Genomic DNA, 18,201 nt, shown 5'->3' on the forward strand with positions numbered 1-18,201 from the left:
CTAGTGTGCAACCGATTGCAGATTCGTGCATGCGGACCGAGGAGGGACCCCCATGTCGCCCATCGCCCACGCCACGCGACCGCGCGTCGTCGTCAGCGCGGCCGCGCAGGAGGCCGGCAGCGCCGCCGGCCGCGCCGCCGCGGACGCCCTGGCCGGGATCCTGTCGAGCGCGGAGAGGGCGCGGGTGGTCTTCGCGTCGGCCCCCTCGCAGGAGCAGATGCTCCGCACCCTCGGCGAGGACCCCCGCCTGGACTGGACCCGTGTGGACTCCTTCCACATGGACGACTACCTGGGGCTGGATCCGGCGCATCCCGCGGCCTTCGGGACCTGGCTCGCCGATCGCCTGCCGGCGGAGGCGCGGCCGGGCCTGGACCGCATCCGCGCCGACGCCGACCCCGCGGAGGAGGCCGCGCGCTACGGGGCGGCGCTCGCCGCCGCACCCATCGACCTGGTGTGCCTCGGGATCGGGGTCAACGGCCACATCGCCTTCAACGAGCCCGGCGACACCGACTTCGGGACCTCCGACCCCGTGCGCCTGGTCGCGCTCACCGAGGCCTCGCGGCGGCAGCAGGTCGACGAGGGGCTCTTCCCGGAGATCGAGGCCGTGCCCACCACCGCGCTCACCCTCACCGTCCCGGCGCTGATCTCGGCGCGGACCCTGGTGTGCACCGTCCTCGGCGAGGCGAAGGCCGCGGCCGTGGCGGCGACGCTGGCCGGACCGGTGCGCTCCGAGGTGCCCGCGACCGCCATGCTCGAGCACCCCGACGTCGTCATCCATCTCGACGAGGCCGCAGCCTCGACGCTGCCCGAGGAGCTCCGAGCCACCCTCGTCGCGACCAGGGGCTGAGCAGTGACCGAGAAGGGCGCCGCCGAGCCCGTGCTCGAGCCCGGACTGGTCGATCTCCAGGTCAACGGCTACGGCGGGCACGATGTCAACGCCGACGACGTCGGCGTCGACACCCTCGTCGATCTCACCCGGGCGCTGTGGGCCCGCGGCGTGACGACCTATCTGCCCACCGTCGTCACCGCGAGCGAGGAGAAGATCCTCCATGTCCTCGAGGTGATCGCCGCCGCCCGTCGGCACGATCCGCTGCTGGCCCGCTCGATGGCCGGGATCCACGTCGAGGGTCCCGCGCTCGCGGCCGACGACGGCCCTCGGGGGGCCCACGACCGTGCGCACCTGCGCGACCCGGACATCGGGGAGCTCGATCGCTGGCAGCGGGCCGCCGAGGGGGCGATCCGCCTCGTCACCCTCGCCCCCGAGCGTGCCGGCGCGCCGCAGTACATCGCCGCCGCCACCGCCCGCGGGGTGCGGGTGTCGATCGGGCACTGCACCCCGTCGCCCGAGGAGGTGAGGGCCGCGGTCGCCGCCGGCGCGACCCTGTCCACCCATCTGGGCAACGGCACCCACCGGATGCTGCCGCGCCACCCCAATCATCTGTGGACCCAGCTGGCCGAGGATCGCCTCGTCGCGATGCTCATCGCCGACGGCCACCATCTGCCCGTCGAGACCCTCACGGTCATGATCCGCGCCAAGGGCCCTGCACGCTGCGTGCTGACCAGTGACTCCGCGGCGCTGGCCGGAGTTGCGCCCGGCCGCTACACCACCCCCGTCGGCGGCGAGGTCGAGGTGGAGCCCGACGGTCGTCTGAGCCTGCCGGGCACCGGTCTGCTCGCGGGCTCCGGGGCGGACCTGCGCGAGTGCCTGGACTGGGCCCGAGGGGCCCTGCCCGTCGACCCGGCCGACCTGCTCGCGATGGCGAGCAGCGTCCCGGCCGGTCTCCTCGGCCTCGCAGAGCGGTGCGCCGACAGAGGGGACGACGGAGGGGACACGGTGCTGCTGGAGGCGGGGCGCGTCCTCGAGACCCGCCTCGCGGGCGCTCTCGTGCACCGCGCCTGAGACGGCCGACGGACCGACCCGGATAAACTCGCAGGATGCAGGGTGATGAACGCACAGGGACCGGCGCCGCGGCGGCGTTCGCTCTCGGCGGGGAGAGCGCCCGCGCGGTCTACCGGGACCTGCTGCGCTTCGGTCCCCGCTCGCGCAGCGAGCTGTCCTCCCGGCTGGGCCTCTCCGCGCCCACGGTCACGCGCGTCACCCGCGAGCTGCTCGAGCGCGAGCTGCTGCATCCGCTGACCGCCGTCCCGCGCGCCAAGGGCCGCCCCCATGAGCCGCTCGACATCGAGGAGAACCGCGGCCCCCGGTTCATCGGGGTGAAGGTCACCGCGGACGAGGTCCACGCGGTGGTGACGACGGTGCGCGCCACCGTCCTCGAGGAGCTGACGCTGCCCCTGGAGGACACCTCGCCGGGGCACGTGCAGGAGACCATCCTGGTGGCCGTCCAGGCGATCCTCGCCGCGCACCCTCCCGTGGCCGGGATCGGTGTGGGACTGGGCGGGCTCGTGGCCGCGCGCCGCACCGTGGTCTCCTCCCACCTGCTGGGCTGGTCGGAACCCGTCGAGCTCGCCGCCGCCCTCGAGGCCCACGTGATGCTCCCGGTGGTGGTCGAGAACGATCTGATCGCGATGGTCGACGGCCTGCACTGGTTCGGGATCGGCCGGGCGTACGCCTCCTTCGCGGTGCTCACCGTCGGCGCCGGCGTCGGGATCGCCACGGTGATCGACGGACGCGTGGTCCGCGGGCGTCACCACATGGCCGGGCTCACCGGTCGGCTTCCGGTCGGGACCGGGCCGGACGGCGCCCCGGTCGCGATCCGGGAGATCGCCAGCACCGCCGCGGTGGTCCGTCGCGCCCGCGAACTCGGGGTGCTCGCCCCCGCGGACGGCATCGAGGAGCTGCGCGCCCTGATCACGGCGGGGGACGACGGGGCGCTCGGGGTCGCGGAGGAGATGGCGCGCGCGCTCGCCGTCGCGGCCGTCGCCCTGCTGGCCGTGACGGACCCCGAGGCGATCATCCTCGGCGGCGAGACGGTGGACCTGCTGCGCGCCACCGCGCCCGTCTTCGAGGAGTCCCTGCGCGCGGGCATCGCCGGCGGCCAGCGCGACCTCGTGGTGCGGACGCTCAGCGGCGCCTTCGACGAATGGGCCCGCGGAGTCGCCGTGATCGCGGTCCAGGAGTTCGTCGGGGTCGAGCCCTGAGGCACGACCCCGACGGCCCTGACGATGCTGTCGGCCCCGACGATTCTGTCTACCCCGACGACCCCGACGAGTCCGACGAGCCTTGGGAGCTCGACGCTTCTGTCGATCCCGACGATTCTGTCGACCCCGACGAGCTCCGCCCCGGACCGCTCACCCGAACAGCGCGTTGACCCGGTCGTTGTAGGCGACGAAGCCCGTGCCGTCGAGCTGCCGCATCCAGCACTGGTCGAAGGCGGCCTGCATGATCGTCTCGATCGCGGCCGAGTTCTCCACCAGGGGATACAGTCCCGTCTCGCCGTTCGCCACCCGGTCCGTGAAGGGGGTGACGTCCAGGCCCGCCTCGGCGTAGCTCTCGATCGCCGCCTCGGTGCCCGCATCGGTGGCCGGGAAGAACGGCGCCCGCTCCCCGATGATCCGCTGCGCCTCGTCCGAGGCGAGGAAGGCGATCAGCCGGGCCGCCTCCTCCTTGCTCTCCGACTGCGCGGAGATCGAGTCCCCGAGGCCGTTGAACATCGAGATCGGGGACCCGGCGGGGCCGGTCGGCAGCGGGGCGATCCCCAGCTCCATGCCCTCCATGTTCGCGAAGGTGGAGATCATCCAAGACCCTGCCGTGGCCAGAGCGGCGGAGCCGGACTGCAGCTGGGTCTGGGCGGGGGAGGAGTCGCCGAAGGTTCCGAAGGGCGGGAAGAAGCCCTTGTCGACGAGGCCGAAGTACCAGTCCATCGTCGCGACGAAGCGCTCGTCGTCGTAGGCGAAGCGGGTGCCCCAGGTCTCGGCGTCGGTGAAGGTCCAGCCGGTCGAGAGGGCGAAGGGCGACCAGCTGGTCTGGCCCGTGTAGTCGGTCCCCGCGTCGGCCGCGAGGCCGTACCGGGCGATGCTGGTGGGGTCGAAGCCCTCCTCGTCGCCGCGGACCCCGTTGGTGTCGAGCGTGAGCCGCGCGAGCATCCGCTCGAAGCTGCCGCCGTCCTCCGGGTTCCAGTCCAGGTCCTCGAGGTCCTCAGGCGCGAGTCCTTCCTCCTCGAGCATCGTCCTGTCGTACATCACCGCGATGGTGTCGTAGTCCTTGGGGATGCCGTAGCGGGTGCCGTCCGGGGCGCTCCACAGCTCCTGGAGCCCTTCCTGGAAGCGATCGGCGGTGAGGTCCTCGAGCGGAGCGAGTCCGTCCAGCGGGGCGATCACCCCGAGCTTGAGGAACTCCGGGTAGCGGGCGAGGTGGTCGGCGAAGGCATCGGGCCCGGCCTCGGCGACGAAACTCGCCGTCAGCTTCGTCCAGTAGTCGTCCCAGCCCAGCTGGGTGATGCGCACGAAGACGTCGGGGTTCTGCTCCATGAAGCGGTCGATGGCCGCGGAGTAGGCGGGCAGCTGGTTCGCGTCCCACAGCCAGTAGTCGATCTCCGTCGCGCCGGCCGGCGCGGCGCTGGTGCCGCAGGAGGTGAGCGCGACGGTGCCCGCGGCTCCCGCGGCGAGCGTCGCCGAGGCCTGCAGGAGACGGCGCCGGCTCAGGCCGGCGCCAGGGGTGGAAGGGGTGGGGTCAGTCATCTGGGGCACCTCACTTGATCCCGCTGAAGCCGATGGAGTTGACGATCTTCTTCGCGAACAGGGCGAAGAGGATCAGCATGGGCGCCGCGGCGACCAGGGTCGCCGCCATCAGGCCCGACCAGTCCGGTCCCGTGCCGGGCGCCTGGGCGCGGAAGACGCCGAGCGCGACGGTGAGCACCCGGGACTGATCGGTGTAGGACACCATCAGCGACCAGAAGTATTCGTTCCACGCGGTCATGTACGTCAGCAGCGCCAGGGTGGCCAGCGGGGCGCTGGCCATCGGCAGGATCAGGGTGAAGAACACCCGGATCTTGCCGGCGCCGTCGATCAGCGCGGCCTCCTCGACCTCGCGGGAGATGTTGTTGAAGAACTGCCGCAGGAAGAAGATCGCGAAGCTCGAGATGAACAGGGTGGGCAGCATGATCCCGAGCAGCGTGTCGACGAGGCCCAGGTTCTTGATCAGGATGAAGTTCGGCAGCAGGGTGAAGATCTGCGGGATCATCAGCGAGCCCAGGAAGACCATGAACACCGTGTCTCGGCCCCGCCAGCGCAGGCGGGAGAAGGCGTAGGCCGCCATCGCGCAGGAGAAGGTCTGCACGATCGTGATGGTGGTCGCGACGAGCACCGAGTTCAGCAGGTAGCGCCAGAAGTTGATGGAGGCACCGGAGCCGCCCTGGGAGATGGCGGTCTCGACGTCCTGCAGGCCGAAGACCCGCTCGAAGCCGCCGGTGTTCATCCCCACCGGGAGGAGCGATCCGGGATCCGTGGCCAGGGCGTTGTTGGCGGACAGCGCCGTGCGCAGCATCCAGTAGAACGGGAACAGGGTGATCAGCAGGAAGATCACCATCACCGCCCACGCGACGATCTTCCCCCAGGGGACGGCGCGGCGGGCGCGGGGGACGACGGGGCGGCCCGGGGAGGCCCCGGTGGTGGGGGCGCCGTCGATGCTCTGCGAGGTCGTGGTCATCTCGGTCTCCTCTCAGTCCAGGTCCGACTGGCCGGCACGGCTCAACCAGTACTGCGCGAAGGTGATCACCATGAGGATCACCAGCAGCGCCACGGACAGCGCGGAGGCGTAGCCGAACTGGTACTGCGCGAAGGCGTTCTCGTAGATGTACATCTGGAGCACCTTCGAGGCGTCGGCGGGTCCGCCCTGGGTGGTCACCGACACGGTGTCGAACACCTGGAAGGAGCCGATGATCGTCATGATCAGCACCAGGGCGAGGATCGGCCGCAGCAGCGGCAGGGTGATGCGGCGGAACATCGCGATCTCGCCCGCGCCCTCGGTGCGGGCCGCCTCGTAGTAGATGGCCGGGATCGACTGCAGCCCGGCGAACAGCAGCAGGGCCGTGTAGCCCATGTGCCGCCAGACGTTGACCAGCGCGACCGTCGGGATCACCCAGGTCTCCGAGGCCCAGAAGGAGATCGGGTCGAAGCCGATCCACTGCAGGAAGATGTTGAAGACGCCCAGCTGCGTGTCCAGGATCCACAGGAACACGATGGCGGCGACCACGTTGGAGACGAGGTACGGCGCGAGCACGAGCGAGCGGAGCACGGTGGACTGCGTCAGGCGCTGCATGAGCACCGCGATGACGAGGGCCACGACGGTCTGCACGCCGATGTTGATGGCCACGTACAGCACGGTCACCTTCAGCGAGTTCCAGAAGATCGGGTCGCTGAGCAGCCTGCTGTAGTTCTCCAGCCCCACCCACTGCGGCGGCGTGAGCGTGGTGTACTCCGTGAACGAGTAGTACAGGCCGGTCAGCAACGGCCAGACCAGGAACACCAGCAGGCCGACGGACGCCGGTGCGATGAACACGAGCGCGAGCTTGGTGTCGTCCTTCCGGCGTCGACGTGGCGCCGAGGCCGGGGCGCGAGACCTCGATGGGCTCGCCGCGGGAGGGGCAGTGGTGGACATCGTCGTCCTTTCTCCGAAGGGATGAGGGGAGCGCTCAGCGCTCGAAGGCGATGACCTCGAGCAGGAGCGCGGTGCCAGGTGCCGGTGCCGGGGCTGGGGTCGGGGTCGTGGCGGCGGTCGTGGCGGCGTGTCGCGTGCGCGACGGCGCCGCGCCCCGGCAGGGGAGGGCGGGGTGGTGGGCGTCGGCGGTGCCCCGCGCGAGGCGGGACTCGGTGGTGCGCAGAGGGATCCGTCGCAGGGCAGGGTCGTCCGGCATCGTCGCTCTCCCAGCTCGTCGGCACCGCACGGCGGGGCCGGCGGCCGGGGCATGGCCCCCGTGTCGATTTACTTACGGCATGAAAGTAAGCCTGCGCGGCCGCTCCCGTCAATGCCGTTCCGCCATCTCCTCCGCCGCGGGCGGTCGCAGTCGCACGGACGGCACGGTCGGGGAGCGGGACACGTCATCGTGCACCCTCCCCGCCCCGCTACGCTGTCGCTCTACCCGACCAGGCCAGGAGCCCCCGAATGATCTTCACCCAGTCCTCGAAGCTGCGCGACGTGTGCTACGAGATCCGAGGACCGGTGCCCGCCGAGGCAGCCCGCATGGAGGCCGAGGGGCACAAGATCATCAAGCTGAACATCGGCAACCCCGCCCCGTTCGGCTTCGAGGCGCCCGACGAGATCCTCGTGGACATGATCCGCACCCTGCCCACCGCGCAGGGCTACTCGGACTCCAAGGGCATCGTCTCGGCCCGTCGCGCCGTCGCGCAGTACTACCAGACCAAGGGCATGCCCGGTATGGAGCTGGACGACATCTACCTCGGCAACGGGGTCTCCGAGCTGATCCAGATGACCTGTCAGGCCCTCGTGGACGACGGTGACGAGGTGCTCGTGCCTGCTCCGGACTACCCGCTGTGGACCGCCTCGGTCGCGCTCGCCGGCGGGCGCGCCGTGCACTACCGCTGCGACGAGGAGCGGCAGTGGTGGCCGGACGTCAGCGACATCGCGGACAAGGTCACCCCGCGCACCAAGGCGATCGTGGTCATCAACCCGAACAACCCCACGGGCGCCGTCTACCCCGAGCACGTGCTGCAGGAGATCGTCGAGGTGGCGCGCAAGCACGGGCTGATGATCCTGGCCGACGAGATCTACGACAAGATCCTCTACGACGACGCCGTGCACCATCACATCGCGAAGCTCGCGCCGGACCTCCTGACCATCACCTTCAACGGGCTCTCCAAGGCGTACCGGGTGGCCGGGTTCCGGGCCGGCTGGATGGCTCTGTACGGCCCCCAGGAGAACGCGACGAGCTTCATCGAAGGGCTCGACGTGCTCTCCAACATGCGGCTGTGTCCCAACGTCCCCGCCCAGCACGTGGTGGCGACCGCGCTCGGCGGGCACCAGAGCGTGAACGATCTGCTGCTGCCCGGTGGGCGCCTGCGCGAGCAGCGCGACGTCGCCTACGAGGGACTCAGCGCCATCGACGGGGTCAGCGTGGTCAAGGCGCTCGGCGCGCTCTACATGTTCCCCCGCATCGACCGCGAGATGTACCGCATCGAGGACGACGAGCAGTTCGCCTTCGACCTGCTGCGCTCCAAGAAGCTGCTGGTCAACCACGGTACCGGGTTCAACTATCCCGAGCCTGACCACCTGCGGCTGGTGACCCTCCCCGCGGTCGACCTGCTCGCCGACGCCGTGGACCGCATCGCCGACCACCTCGCCTCGATCCGCCGCTGAGGCCGCGAGCCGGCCCCTGCCCCCGAGGTCGCGTCGCGTTAGCTCGGGCTCATCGGCTCGCGTCGCGCCGGCTCGGGCTCGTCGGCGTGCGTCGCGCTGACTTGGGCTCGTCGGCGTGCGTCTCGCCGGCTCGGGTCTGGCCGGCTCGGGTGGCACCGGCTTGTGCCTCGTCTGTGCGCCGCGGAGCAGCTTCCGCGTCTCTCGTCCCGGTGCGCGGGCCCTGTCCTCGCCCGTCCGGCGTTCGCCCGTCGCCCGTCGCCCGTCGGCGCGCGGGGCCGGGCCGTCCATTCCTCCGATATCCATCAGCGGCGGGGGCAATAGGGGGAACGGGCGCGCGCGTCGCGGTCCGCGGCCTCACCGTTCGCGCGTCGCGGTCCGCAGTCTCATCGTTCGCGCGTCGCGGTCTGCAGTCTCACGGTTCGCGCGCCGTGGACCGCAGCTCCACCTCGTGCGCGTGCGGGACAGCGTCGCCCGTCGAGCGACGCGGCGCGATGCATGCGCCCACCGGCGGGGCCTTACGAGCTCGGTGCGGCGCGCGATCCGTCCTCCACAACGACGCTCCGTCCACATCGAGTGCCCTGCGCGCCCTCCCGTCATCCGGCTCGCCCTACCGTCCGCTCATGGCCACCGAGTTCACCGTCCCCGGCAGCAGGCGCCGCGTCGTGGTACCCGCCCACCGTGTCTTCACGCGACACGGGCTGCGGCGGATGGGAGTGAGCGAACGCCGGCTCGCGTCGGCCGAGTTCCTGCGTGTCCTGCCGGGATGCTACGTCCGACGGGATGCCCCCGCGAGCCTGCGTGCGATCGCTCGGACGGCACAGCGCCGCGTGGTGCCCGGAGCGGTGGTCTGCCATGTCACGGCCGCGGAGCTGCTGGGTCTGCCGCTGCCCGTCCGCCTGACCTGGGACGGGGGTGCGGCGATCCATGTCCGGGTGGAGGCCGGGGCGAAGCGCCGCTCCGCGAAGGGATTGGTCGTCCACGTCCGCGCGGGACGGCCGACGATCCCTCACGGCGGGCTCGTCCTCGACTGGCCGGTCGACGTGCTCCTCGATCTCGCCGGTCTGCTCCCGCACGATGACCTCGTCGCCTGCGTCGACGCCCTCGCGTCGCGGAGGCGCGAGGATCTGCGCCTCCCGGTGGAGACCATCCGCGCCGAAGCGCTCGCGCTGCGGGGGCCCGGTGTCCGTGCGCTCCGGGCCGCGGCCAGGGATGCGCGCGACTGGGTGGACTCCCCGCAGGAGACACGGTCCCGCCTGCTGCTGCAGCGCGCCGGGTACGAGGAGCCCGTGACGAATCACCGCATCGTCGATCCGGTGACGAGCAGGGAGTACTTCCTGGACCTCGCCTACCCGGAGCGAATGATCGCGATCGAGTACGACGGAGCGCAGCACTTCACGCCGGAGCAGGCACGGGCTGACCACGGCAAGGATGCGGTGCTGCATCGCGAGGGCTGGACGGTGCTCCGCATCGTGGCCTCCGACCTGCGTGACCCGGCACCTTTCCTGGCACTGCTGGACGACGCGCTCGGTGGCACGAATCCCCGCTGACCATCACGGCGTGCGCGCTGTTCCTGCGGTGTGCTGCTGGTGGTCGGGGCACGTCGGCTGGGTCTGCGGTGTGCTGCTGGTGGTCGGGGCACGTTCGCTGCGTCTGGACTGCCCCGCTCGCCGGTGGCCACGGCACGCTGACCGATTCCCCCGATCTCGTTCACCGGTGGGAGATATCGGGGGAATGGGCGGGCGGTGTGTGAGTGTCACGTGCGCGATGCGGCGATCACGCCGGGGGTGAGGCGCGGGCCGGGCCGAACCGCGCTCCGGGCCGACCCGCGCTCCGGGCCGACCCGCGCTCCGTCAGGCGTGGGAGGGCTGGTTCGCGCCGTCCCGGGAGACCCTCACCATCTCCTCGCGCTCGACGACCTTGATGCGGGCGCGGGGCTCGCCGTCGGCGTCCACCGCGGCGGCGCCGAGGGCCTTCTCGTGGTCGTCCAGCGCCGTCCAGCCGTCCCAGGTCGTGTACTGCACGCCGCGGTCCTCGAGCAGGCGCAGGATCGCGTCCTCCTCGCGCTCCGGCGCGGCGGAGAGGGTGCCGGAGGCGATGTCCTCGAGCAGGCTGGAGATGGTCTCGATGGCGTCGGACTTGGTGGCGCCGATGAGACCGACCGGCCCGCGCTTGATCCAGCCGTTGGCGTAGACGCCGGGGATGACGGTGCCGTCGGCCTCGGTGACGCGGCCGGCGACGTTGTGGATCACGCCGCGCTTCGCGTCGTAGGGGATGCCGGGCAGCTCGGAGCCGTGGTAGCCCACGGCCCGGTAGACCGCGCCGAGCTCGTAGTCGACGAGCTCGCCGGTGCCCTCCACGCGACCCTCCGTGTCGAGCCGGGTGCGCTCGAAGCGCATCCCCGTGACCCGGCCGTCCTCCCCGAGGACCTCGACGGGGCGGTGCCAGAAGTGCATGTGCAGGCGACGGCGGACGGGGCCTCCCTCGCGGTCGGTGGGCTCCTCGCCGGCGGCCTCGCGGCGCTGCTGCTCCTCGAGCCAGCCGACGAACGTCTGGACCACCTGGTCGGTGCGCTTGTCCGCCTTGATGGCCTCCCACTCGGCGTCGGTGATCTGCTCGAGGTCGCGGGGGTCCATGACGACCTGCAGGCCCTGGGGGTGGGCGAGCTCGCGGGCCTCGAGGGGCGAGAACTTGGTCTGGGCGGGGCCGCGCCGGCCGAAGACGTGCACGTCGGTCGTCGCAGCGGCCCGCAGGCCCTCGTAGACGTTCTCGGGGATCTCCGTGCGCAGCAGCTCGTCGGCGCTCTTGGAGAGCACCCGGGCCACGTCCAGTGCGACGTTGCCGTTGCCGATCACGGCGACGCTCTCGGCGTCCAGGTCCCAGGTGCGGGGGTAGTCCGGGTTGCCGTCGTACCAGGCCACGAAGTCGGCGGCGCCGTGGGACCCCTCGAGCTCGATGCCGGGGACCGGGAGGTCCGCGTCCTTGAGGGCGCCGGTGGCGAAGACGACTGCGTCGTAGTGGGCGCGAAGATCCTCGGCGGTGAGGTCGGTGCCGAACTCGACGTCGCCCAGGAAGCGGATGTCACCGCGCCCCAGGATGCGGTGCAGCGCGGTGATGATGCCCTTGATGCGGGGGTGGTCCGGGGCGACGCCGTAGCGGATCAGGCCGAAGGGCGCCGGGAAGCGGTCGAACAGGTCGATGCTGACCTCGAGCTCCCCGTTCTTGACCTGCGGCGTGCGCAGCAGGGTCTCAGCGGCGTAGACGCCGGCGGGGCCGGAGCCGATCACGGCCAGACGGAAGGGCTGCTGGGAGGAGGACATCTCACCTCGGTCTCGTGGCGCGAGGGCGCCGGGTCGGATGCGGTCCAGGGCGTCGCGGTTCACACGCCGCACTCCGCGCTACACAGATTTCCGCACCACTCTATACGCGAAATTCGCCCTGCCCGCGGCGGCTGTGAGCAGGACGACGCGGTGAGGGAGGGGCGCTCGCGCCGGGCGCTCGTGACGGGCAGCTCGCGATGGGCGCTCTCGCCGGGCGCTCGCGACGGGCCGTTCACTCCGGGCTGCCGCCCGGGGGCTCGGGCACGACGCCGACGGAGACGCCGAGGGTGCTGGTCGCCCCGGGAGGGCCGACGACGATGCCCTTCAGCGGGGGCACGTCGGCGTAGTCGCGGCCCCAGGCGGTGGTCACGAAGCGCTGGTCCACGAAGGTGCGGTTGGTGGGATCGATGTCCACCCAGCCGGTGCCGGGCACGAGCACGCTGAGCCAGGCGTGGGAGGCGGCCGAGCCCACCATCTCGCCGACCGGGGCGGTGCCCAGTGCGCCCTCGGCCGTCGGCGCCGTGCGCAGGTACCCGGAGACGTACCGGGCGGCGAGCCCCGCGGCGCGCACCGCGGCGACCCCGACGTGCGAGAAGTCCTGGCACACGCCGTGCCGCTGCGCGAGCACCTCCTCGAGGGTCGAGGTGACGGTGGTGGCCTGCGAGTCGTAGGTGAAGTCGGTGTGGATCAGGGCGGTGAGGTCCGCGAGGCACTCGCCGATCGCACGGCCCGGCCGGAACACCTCCGCGGAGATCTCCTGCGCCGCCGCGATCACGGGCACGCGGGGGGAGGGGTGGACGAAGTCGAGCCCCGAGTCGGGCAGCAGCGATCCCCAGTGCTCCGGGGTGCACTGCTCCCAGGGGCGGGACATCGGCTCGATCGGGTAGCGGCGCTCGGCGACCGTGACGCGGGCGTGGGAGTGGACGTCGAGCTGGGTGTGCTGCTCGTCGACCAGCAGGTACGTCGAGGAGTTCCCGTAGAAATCGGTGTGCGCGGTGAGCCGGGCGGGGGTCGGGTCCACCGCCACCTCGTGGGAGAGGACCCGTTGGTGGGGGGTGGCCCGCGGCTCCACGTGGGCGCGGCCGTAGTTGCGGGTGACCGGCTTCGCGTAGCGGTACGAGGTCAGGTGGTGGACCCGGTAGTGGACGGCCTCGGCGGCGGGCGCGTCCTCGTCCCGTAGCGGGAGCAGAGGGCGCGAGCGGGTGGCTGCTCGGGAGCTCTCAGACATCGTCGATCCCCCAACGTGAGGTGGATTCGGAGGGGCGGAAGTAGCGGTTCTCGAGCGCGGTGGCGAGCTCGCGCAGGGACTCCACCGCGGCGTCGGCCTCGTCCAGCAGCGCGGTGGGGGCGCCGTCGACGGCGTCGGCCCCGTCCCGCGGACGCAGCAGCTCCTGCGGCTGCCAGGACGCCAGGCGGGAGCGGAGGGAGGTGAGCGGGGCGCGCAGCTCGGGGGAGGGGGAGACCTCCGGCAGCCGGTCCAGGGCGAGCCCCAGCCGATCGAGCTGGAAGGCGATCGACCGCGGGAGCGTGGTGTCGTCCAGCAGCAGCTCCACCAGCAGCTCGGGCTGCACCGCCGCGTGGTACGAGCGCCGGTAGGAGGCGCCGGACTCGGTGATCAGCGCGACCGCACCGGCGATGCGGGCCTCCGCGGCGCGGGTGCGGCGCCTGCCCAGCGTCGCGCGCAGCAGGGCCAGCAGGCTCATCGTCCGCTCGATCTTGCGCCCCACCTCGGTGAGGTCCCAGCCCAGGTTCCGCGGCATCGAGTCGGCGACCGCTCCGGACAGGGTCAGGCAGCCGTCGACGATGTCCGTCAGCCCCTCTTCGAGCGGTGGGGCGTCGCTCCCGCCCAGGTTGCGCAGTCGGCCGTTCATCCGGGCGATCACGGGCCAGATGTCGTCGGAGATGAGGTCCCGCAGGGTGCGGGTGGTCTGGGCGAGAGCGGCGAAGGACTGCGCGAGCGAGCCGGGACGTCCCCGGTCGGTCAGCAGGCTCTCGACCTCGGAGTGGACCGCCTCCCGGTCCCGCAGGTCCAGGTCCAGGAAGCCCGGATAGGTGGTCGTGGCCTCGGTGATCGCGCTCAGCAGCACGGCCTGTGCGGTGCGGGCCGCGGAGCCGCTCTCGGAGTCCAGGTCGTTGACGGTGTCCAGCACGGTGCGCAGCAGACGCGCGGTGGAGTCGACCCGCTCCAGGTAGCGGCCGAACCAGAACAGGTCCGAGCCGATCGAGCGGGTCATCGCGGGATAGGCGGTGAGAACTCCGGGAGCGGCGGCCGACGGCGCCTTCGGCTCGGAGCTCTCGCCCTCGCCGTCGGCGTCCGTCCCGCCCGCGACCGCGGCGGTCTCGGGCACCGTGACCCACACGTCCTTGATCGCCGCGGGGCCGTCGTCGGCGGTGGTGGCGATCCCACCGGGCAGCACCTCGAAGCCGTCCTCGGCGGCCATGACCAGCAGTCGGAGCCGCACCGGACGCTCGACCAGGTGGTCGCCGCCCTCGGGGTCCAGGCCCAGCCAGCCGGTCAGCTCGGCCCCCTCGGCGGCCGGCCGCAGGAGCAGGTCCTCGTGGAGCAGCTGACGGCACAGGTCCGGCAGGGCGGCGCGCAGGTCCGCATTCTCCAGCAGTCCGGCCCCGAGGGGGTTGAGGATCTCCACGTCGCCGCAGCGAGCGGCCTCGACCAGCCCGGTCACCCCGCCCAGCGGCGTCGGCCCCAGATCCAGCGGGTCCACCAGCTGCGAGGGCACCAGGCGCAGCAGCGCGTCCACGGCGTCGCCGGGATCGGAGTCCAGTCCGGGAAGGCGCAGGGTGAGCGTGCCCGAGCCGGTGCGCAGGTCGCCGACGGAGACCACGGGCGCTCCCAGCAGGTTCGCCAACCAGCTGTGGTCGAAGGCCTGCAGCGGACCGGCGGAGTCCTCGGTGAGGACCACCGTGCGTCCCGCACGGCCCTCGGCGCGCGTGCGATGGTGCAGCGCGGTGCGGACCGTGTCGAAGAAGGGGTGCAGCCGGCGCAGCGGGGTCGAGCGGTAGAGGGTCGGCGCGCAGCGGGAGAGCACCCGGCGCAGCTCGAGGGTGGTGCCCGCGCCGTCGGGCACGTCCACGGAGTCCTCGAGCACCACCCAGGTCCCGTCGGTCGTGCGCGCCACGGTGCTGGTCAGGGCGAACAGGTGGTGGGCGCCGCGGGCCGGGATGCCGACCGCGGTACGCAGGTAGGCGGGGTCCTGCAGCAGCTGAGAGACGGGGGCGACGTCCGTCGCGAGCACGGTGCGGGGGCCGTAGAGATCCGCGTGCAGCGCGTCCAGCAGGCGCACCCGCTGGATCAGCCCTGCGGAGAGCTGCGCCCATGCCTCGGCGTCCAGCACCACGGGCACGGGATCGATGGCGGGGGAGGCGGCGGAGACGTCGCCGGCGAACATCGCCGCCGCCGAGCTCGCCGCCCGGCGTCGACCCACCGGGCCGAGAGCGTCGAGCTCGTCGACCAGGGCCTGCGGAGGTGTGGAAGTCACCAGGTCATCGTAGACGTGGCGACGGGTCCCGGGGTGCTCGCGGCGGCCGACGCTCAGGACGACGTGACGGTCGGCATCCCCTCGGACGGCTGGACCACCACGAAGCCCGGGCCGTGGAAGCCGAGCTGGAAGGACTCGCCGGAGCCGCGCCCGATCAGCGAGCCCACCTTGAAGTCGTTCTTGATCTGCGGCTGGAGGTTCGCGGACCAGCACACCGCGGCCTGCGGGTCCACGTAGGTGGGCTGCCGGGAGCAGTCCAGCAGCAGCGGCGGGCCGTCGGAGGTGAGCGCGACCATGCCCTGGCCCTGCAGGAACAGGTTGAACAGTCCGCCGGCCATGAAGCCCGCCCCGCCCAGGGACCGGATGTCCCACTGGATGGAGCTGTCGAAGGCGAGCATGTTCCGCGTGTTCAGGGTGAGGGCCTCACCCTCGAGCTGGATCAGGAAGATCTGGTTGTTCTGCCGCGCGTAGAAGATCTCGCCGTGACCGCGGGTGCGCATCAGGTTCGAGCCTTCGCCGGTGGCCATCTTCTTGAGCATCTTCATGCCGCCGCCGGAGCCCTGGTAGGAGAAGTCCATCTGCCCCTGGTAGGCGACCATCGCGCCGGCCGCGGAGATGATCTCGGGGGACTGCGGGTCCAAGGCGCAGCGCAGCATCTTGGGGGACTGCAGGGTCCACCTCTCGGCCGTCTGGCGCTCCTGGTGGGAGGCATCGAACAGAGTCGATCGCATGGTGACGGGGCCCTTCCGCTCCTGGGGACGCCGGAATGGCGCGTCCCGACCTCGCGGCGCCCACCGTGGCGCGGCCCGATCGTCTCACGCCGGGTCCGCTCCGGGGAACGGCGGCCGACGGGGCTCCGACGCCGTCGCGCTCCGGTGCGGACCCTGTGCGGGTGCGGTGAAGCCTGCGCGCCCCCGGTCGCGGGCCTCGTAGCATGGCGGGCATGGACCGGTCCCGCACGCCCCGCAGCACCCCCCGCGACCCGCGGCTGGTGGCGCTCGCCGAGGACTCCGGATACGAGGTGCTCGACAGGATCGGCGCCGGCGGCATGGGGATCGTGTACCGGGCGCACGACGCCGACGGGAACGAGGTGGCGATCAAGCTGCTGCGCCACGAGATCGCGGACGACGCGCACGCACGGGAGCGCCTGGCCCGCGAGGTGGCCGCGCAGAAGCTCGTGCGCAACGACAACATCGTGCGGATCCTGGACGCGGAGCTCGAGTCCTCCGACGCCTTCGTGGTCACCGAGTTCGTCCCCGGCCCCACGCTCGAGGACGCCGTGCGCACCCACGGCGGCCTGCATCCCGAGGCGGTGCGCGAGATCGGTCTGGTGATGGGGGAGACGCTGCGGGCCATCCACGCGGCGGGCGTGATCCATCGGGATCTCAAGCCCAGCAACATCATGCTGCGCGGCGCCTCCGAGGAGGATCTCACCGGGTTCGACCCCGACGGGGACCGGCTGGACCCGGTGATCATCGACTTCGGAATCGCCATCGCAGCCGAGACCTCGCGGCTGACCTCGACGGGGCTGGTGATGGGCACCGCCACCTATCTCGACCCCGAGGTGATCCGCACCAACCGCACGGACGAGGCGGCGGACTGGTGGGCGTGGGCGGCGCTGCTGGCCTTCGCCGCGACCGGCCGGGAGCCCTACGGCACCGGACGCGCCGACGTGGTGTTCCTGCGTGCCGAGCGGGGGGAGCTCGACATCGAGGGGGCTCCCACGGAGCTCGCCGCCTGGCTCTCCTCGGCGCTGCAGTCCGATCCCGCGCAGCGACCCGAGCCGGCGGAGCTGCTCGCCCGCCTGGCGGACCTCGACCTCACCCGCTACGACGACCCGGGGGAGACGGAGCTGCTCGGCGCCGGACCTCGCACCTCGGTCCTGCCCGCCGCGGGTGCGGCGGCCGCCGGAGCGGCATCCGCCGCCGGCGGGGAAGCGGCCGGTGCCGGGGACGAGCCCGGTCCCGATGCTGTCTCCGGTGCAGACCTCGGCGCTGCCCCCGGCGCCGGTGCCGATGCCCGTGCAGAGGCCGAGCCCGACGTCGACGCGACCACCGCCCTGCCCTCCGGCCAGGAGCCGGCCACCGAGGTGCTGCCGGCGATGAGCACCCCGGCGGAGCCGCCCACCGCGGTCCTGCCGCCGGTCGCCACCCCGGACGAGCCGGCCACCGAGGCGCTGCCCGTCATCGGCACCCCCACCCGTGCCCTGCCCGTCGTGCCGCCGCAGCAGGACCCGCGCCCTCAGCAGCCGTGGCAACACGACCCGCGGCGGGAGCACGCGCCGACGCGGTCCCCCTCCGCCCGCCCCCCGGTCCAGCAGGCGATGCAGGAGCCCCAGCCGTGGGACCCGCAGGGCCAGATGGCGCCGCAGGGCACCATGGCGCCGCAGGGCACCATGGCGCCGCCGGGCCAGATGCTGCCGCAGGCGCAGGCCGGCCCCTACGGCCCCTGGCCGCAGCCGCCGCCCCGGCGCCCGCTGCTGGTGTGGATCGGGCACCTGCTCATCGTCTCGCTCGCGGCGATCGCGCCGTACGCCTCGCTCGCTGTGCTGCTGCTGCTCGGGGCCCTGGCCCGCACCTGGGAGCGGTCCCACCAGGCCGTGGCCGGCCAGCGCCTGCGGGGATCCACCGGCGCCGGACCGGCCTGGCGGGCGGGGCTCGCGAGCCCCTTCCGCTTCCTGCTGGGACTGCTCGAGATCGCGCTGCAGGCGCTGTTCCCCCTGATCCTCGGTCTGCTGGTGGGCATCGCCTTCGACGCGGGGTGGACGCTGCTGCAGGGCTCCGCGCCGCCCGATGCCGCCGCCTTCGGCCTCGCGATGGCGATCACGCTGCTGATCACCTGGGTGGGTCTGGGCAGCCGCACCACCCGCAACGGCGCGCACAGGATGCTCGACGCCGCGGCCCCGGACATGGTCTGGGGGGCGGTGGTGCTGGGGCTGCTCCTGCTGCTGCTCGGCGCCGTGGTCTTCACTCTGCTGGCCCGGGAGGGGATGGTGGACTACTTCCCCTTCCCGAGCGGACCCCGGCTCGACGACATCGCGCTCTGGCGGCGCTGAGCGCGCCCGTCCCCGAGGGCCCGCATCGCCGCCGCGTGAGGTGCCCCATCCCGTCCCCTG

14 protein-coding genes are annotated in these 18,201 nt (G+C 72.5%); 6 read left to right on the forward strand and 8 right to left on the reverse strand.

Features of this window, described 5'->3' with window-relative positions:
- The first annotated feature begins 52 nt into the window (after positions 1-52).
- The 3 genes from ACT3SP_RS11480 to ACT3SP_RS11490 are packed head-to-tail and all read left to right on the forward strand — an operon-like array spanning position 53 to position 3,099.
- Positions 53-847, forward strand: coding sequence for a 6-phosphogluconolactonase (locus ACT3SP_RS11480; protein WP_444587424.1), 795 nt, complete (start codon positions 53-55; stop codon positions 845-847).
- 3 nt (positions 848-850) lie between these two features.
- Complete coding sequence (locus tag ACT3SP_RS11485) at positions 851-1,900, forward strand: N-acetylglucosamine-6-phosphate deacetylase (protein WP_444587425.1); 1,050 nt, start codon at positions 851-853, stop codon at positions 1,898-1,900.
- A gap of 35 nt (positions 1,901-1,935) precedes the next feature.
- Positions 1,936-3,099: an ROK family protein gene (locus tag ACT3SP_RS11490; RefSeq protein ID WP_444587426.1), complete on the forward strand. Its 1,164-nt coding sequence runs from the start codon at positions 1,936-1,938 to the stop codon at positions 3,097-3,099.
- A gap of 150 nt (positions 3,100-3,249) precedes the next feature.
- Here the strand turns inward: ACT3SP_RS11490 and ACT3SP_RS11495 are convergent, their stop codons facing one another.
- The 4 genes from ACT3SP_RS11495 to ACT3SP_RS11510 are packed head-to-tail and all read right to left on the reverse strand — an operon-like array spanning position 3,250 to position 6,812.
- Positions 3,250-4,638, reverse strand: a complete 1,389-nt coding sequence (locus ACT3SP_RS11495) for an ABC transporter substrate-binding protein (RefSeq protein ID WP_444587427.1) — start codon at positions 4,636-4,638, stop codon at positions 3,250-3,252.
- 10 nt (positions 4,639-4,648) lie between these two features.
- Positions 4,649-5,605 (reverse strand): carbohydrate ABC transporter permease, encoded by a 957-nt coding sequence (locus ACT3SP_RS11500; RefSeq protein ID WP_444587428.1) that lies wholly within the window; start codon positions 5,603-5,605, stop codon positions 4,649-4,651.
- A gap of 12 nt (positions 5,606-5,617) precedes the next feature.
- Entirely contained in the window at positions 5,618-6,556 is a 939-nt protein-coding gene (locus ACT3SP_RS11505; RefSeq protein WP_444587429.1) for a carbohydrate ABC transporter permease, read from the reverse strand.
- A 34-nt stretch (positions 6,557-6,590) separates the two neighbouring features.
- The gene (locus ACT3SP_RS11510) at positions 6,591-6,812 is read right to left on the reverse strand and encodes a hypothetical protein (protein WP_444587430.1); all 222 of its coding nucleotides are present in this window, start codon (positions 6,810-6,812) and stop codon (positions 6,591-6,593) included.
- Positions 6,813-7,060: 248 nt separating this feature from the next.
- Between ACT3SP_RS11510 and ACT3SP_RS11515 the strand changes: the two genes are divergently transcribed.
- Positions 7,061-8,272, forward strand: coding sequence for a pyridoxal phosphate-dependent aminotransferase (locus tag ACT3SP_RS11515; protein ID WP_444587431.1), 1,212 nt, complete (start codon positions 7,061-7,063; stop codon positions 8,270-8,272).
- Positions 8,273-8,892: 620 nt separating this feature from the next.
- Positions 8,893-9,819 carry an endonuclease domain-containing protein gene (locus ACT3SP_RS11520; RefSeq protein ID WP_444587432.1) on the forward strand — a complete coding sequence of 309 codons (927 nt, stop codon included), beginning with the start codon at positions 8,893-8,895 and terminating at the stop codon, positions 9,817-9,819.
- Between the two features lie 303 nt (positions 9,820-10,122).
- On the opposite strand, the gene ACT3SP_RS11525 is transcribed toward ACT3SP_RS11520, so the two are convergent.
- The 4 genes from ACT3SP_RS11525 to ACT3SP_RS11540 form a co-directional block, all read right to left on the reverse strand.
- The gene (locus ACT3SP_RS11525; protein ID WP_444587433.1) at positions 10,123-11,589 is read right to left on the reverse strand and encodes an FAD-dependent oxidoreductase; all 1,467 of its coding nucleotides are present in this window, start codon (positions 11,587-11,589) and stop codon (positions 10,123-10,125) included.
- A gap of 232 nt (positions 11,590-11,821) precedes the next feature.
- Positions 11,822-12,817, reverse strand: a complete 996-nt coding sequence (locus ACT3SP_RS11530; RefSeq protein WP_444587434.1) for a transglutaminase family protein — start codon at positions 12,815-12,817, stop codon at positions 11,822-11,824.
- Positions 12,810-14,996, reverse strand: coding sequence for a circularly permuted type 2 ATP-grasp protein (locus tag ACT3SP_RS11535; RefSeq protein WP_444587546.1), 2,187 nt, complete (start codon positions 14,994-14,996; stop codon positions 12,810-12,812). Before ACT3SP_RS11535 ends, ACT3SP_RS11530 begins: the two co-directional genes overlap by 8 nt.
- A 143-nt stretch (positions 14,997-15,139) precedes the next feature.
- Positions 15,140-15,817 (reverse strand): AIM24 family protein, encoded by a 678-nt coding sequence (locus ACT3SP_RS11540; protein ID WP_444587435.1) that lies wholly within the window; start codon positions 15,815-15,817, stop codon positions 15,140-15,142.
- Between the two features lie 212 nt (positions 15,818-16,029).
- On the opposite strand from ACT3SP_RS11540, the gene ACT3SP_RS11545 reads away from it, so the two are divergent.
- On the forward strand, positions 16,030-18,141 hold the full coding sequence (locus tag ACT3SP_RS11545) for a protein kinase domain-containing protein (protein ID WP_444587436.1): 2,112 nt from the start codon (positions 16,030-16,032) through the stop codon (positions 18,139-18,141).
- The last annotated feature ends 60 nt before the right edge of the window (positions 18,142-18,201 follow it).

This window comes from Brachybacterium sp. AOP43-C2-M15 (assembly GCF_052446295.1).
Classification (GTDB): Bacteria; Actinomycetota; Actinomycetes; order Actinomycetales; family Dermabacteraceae; genus Brachybacterium.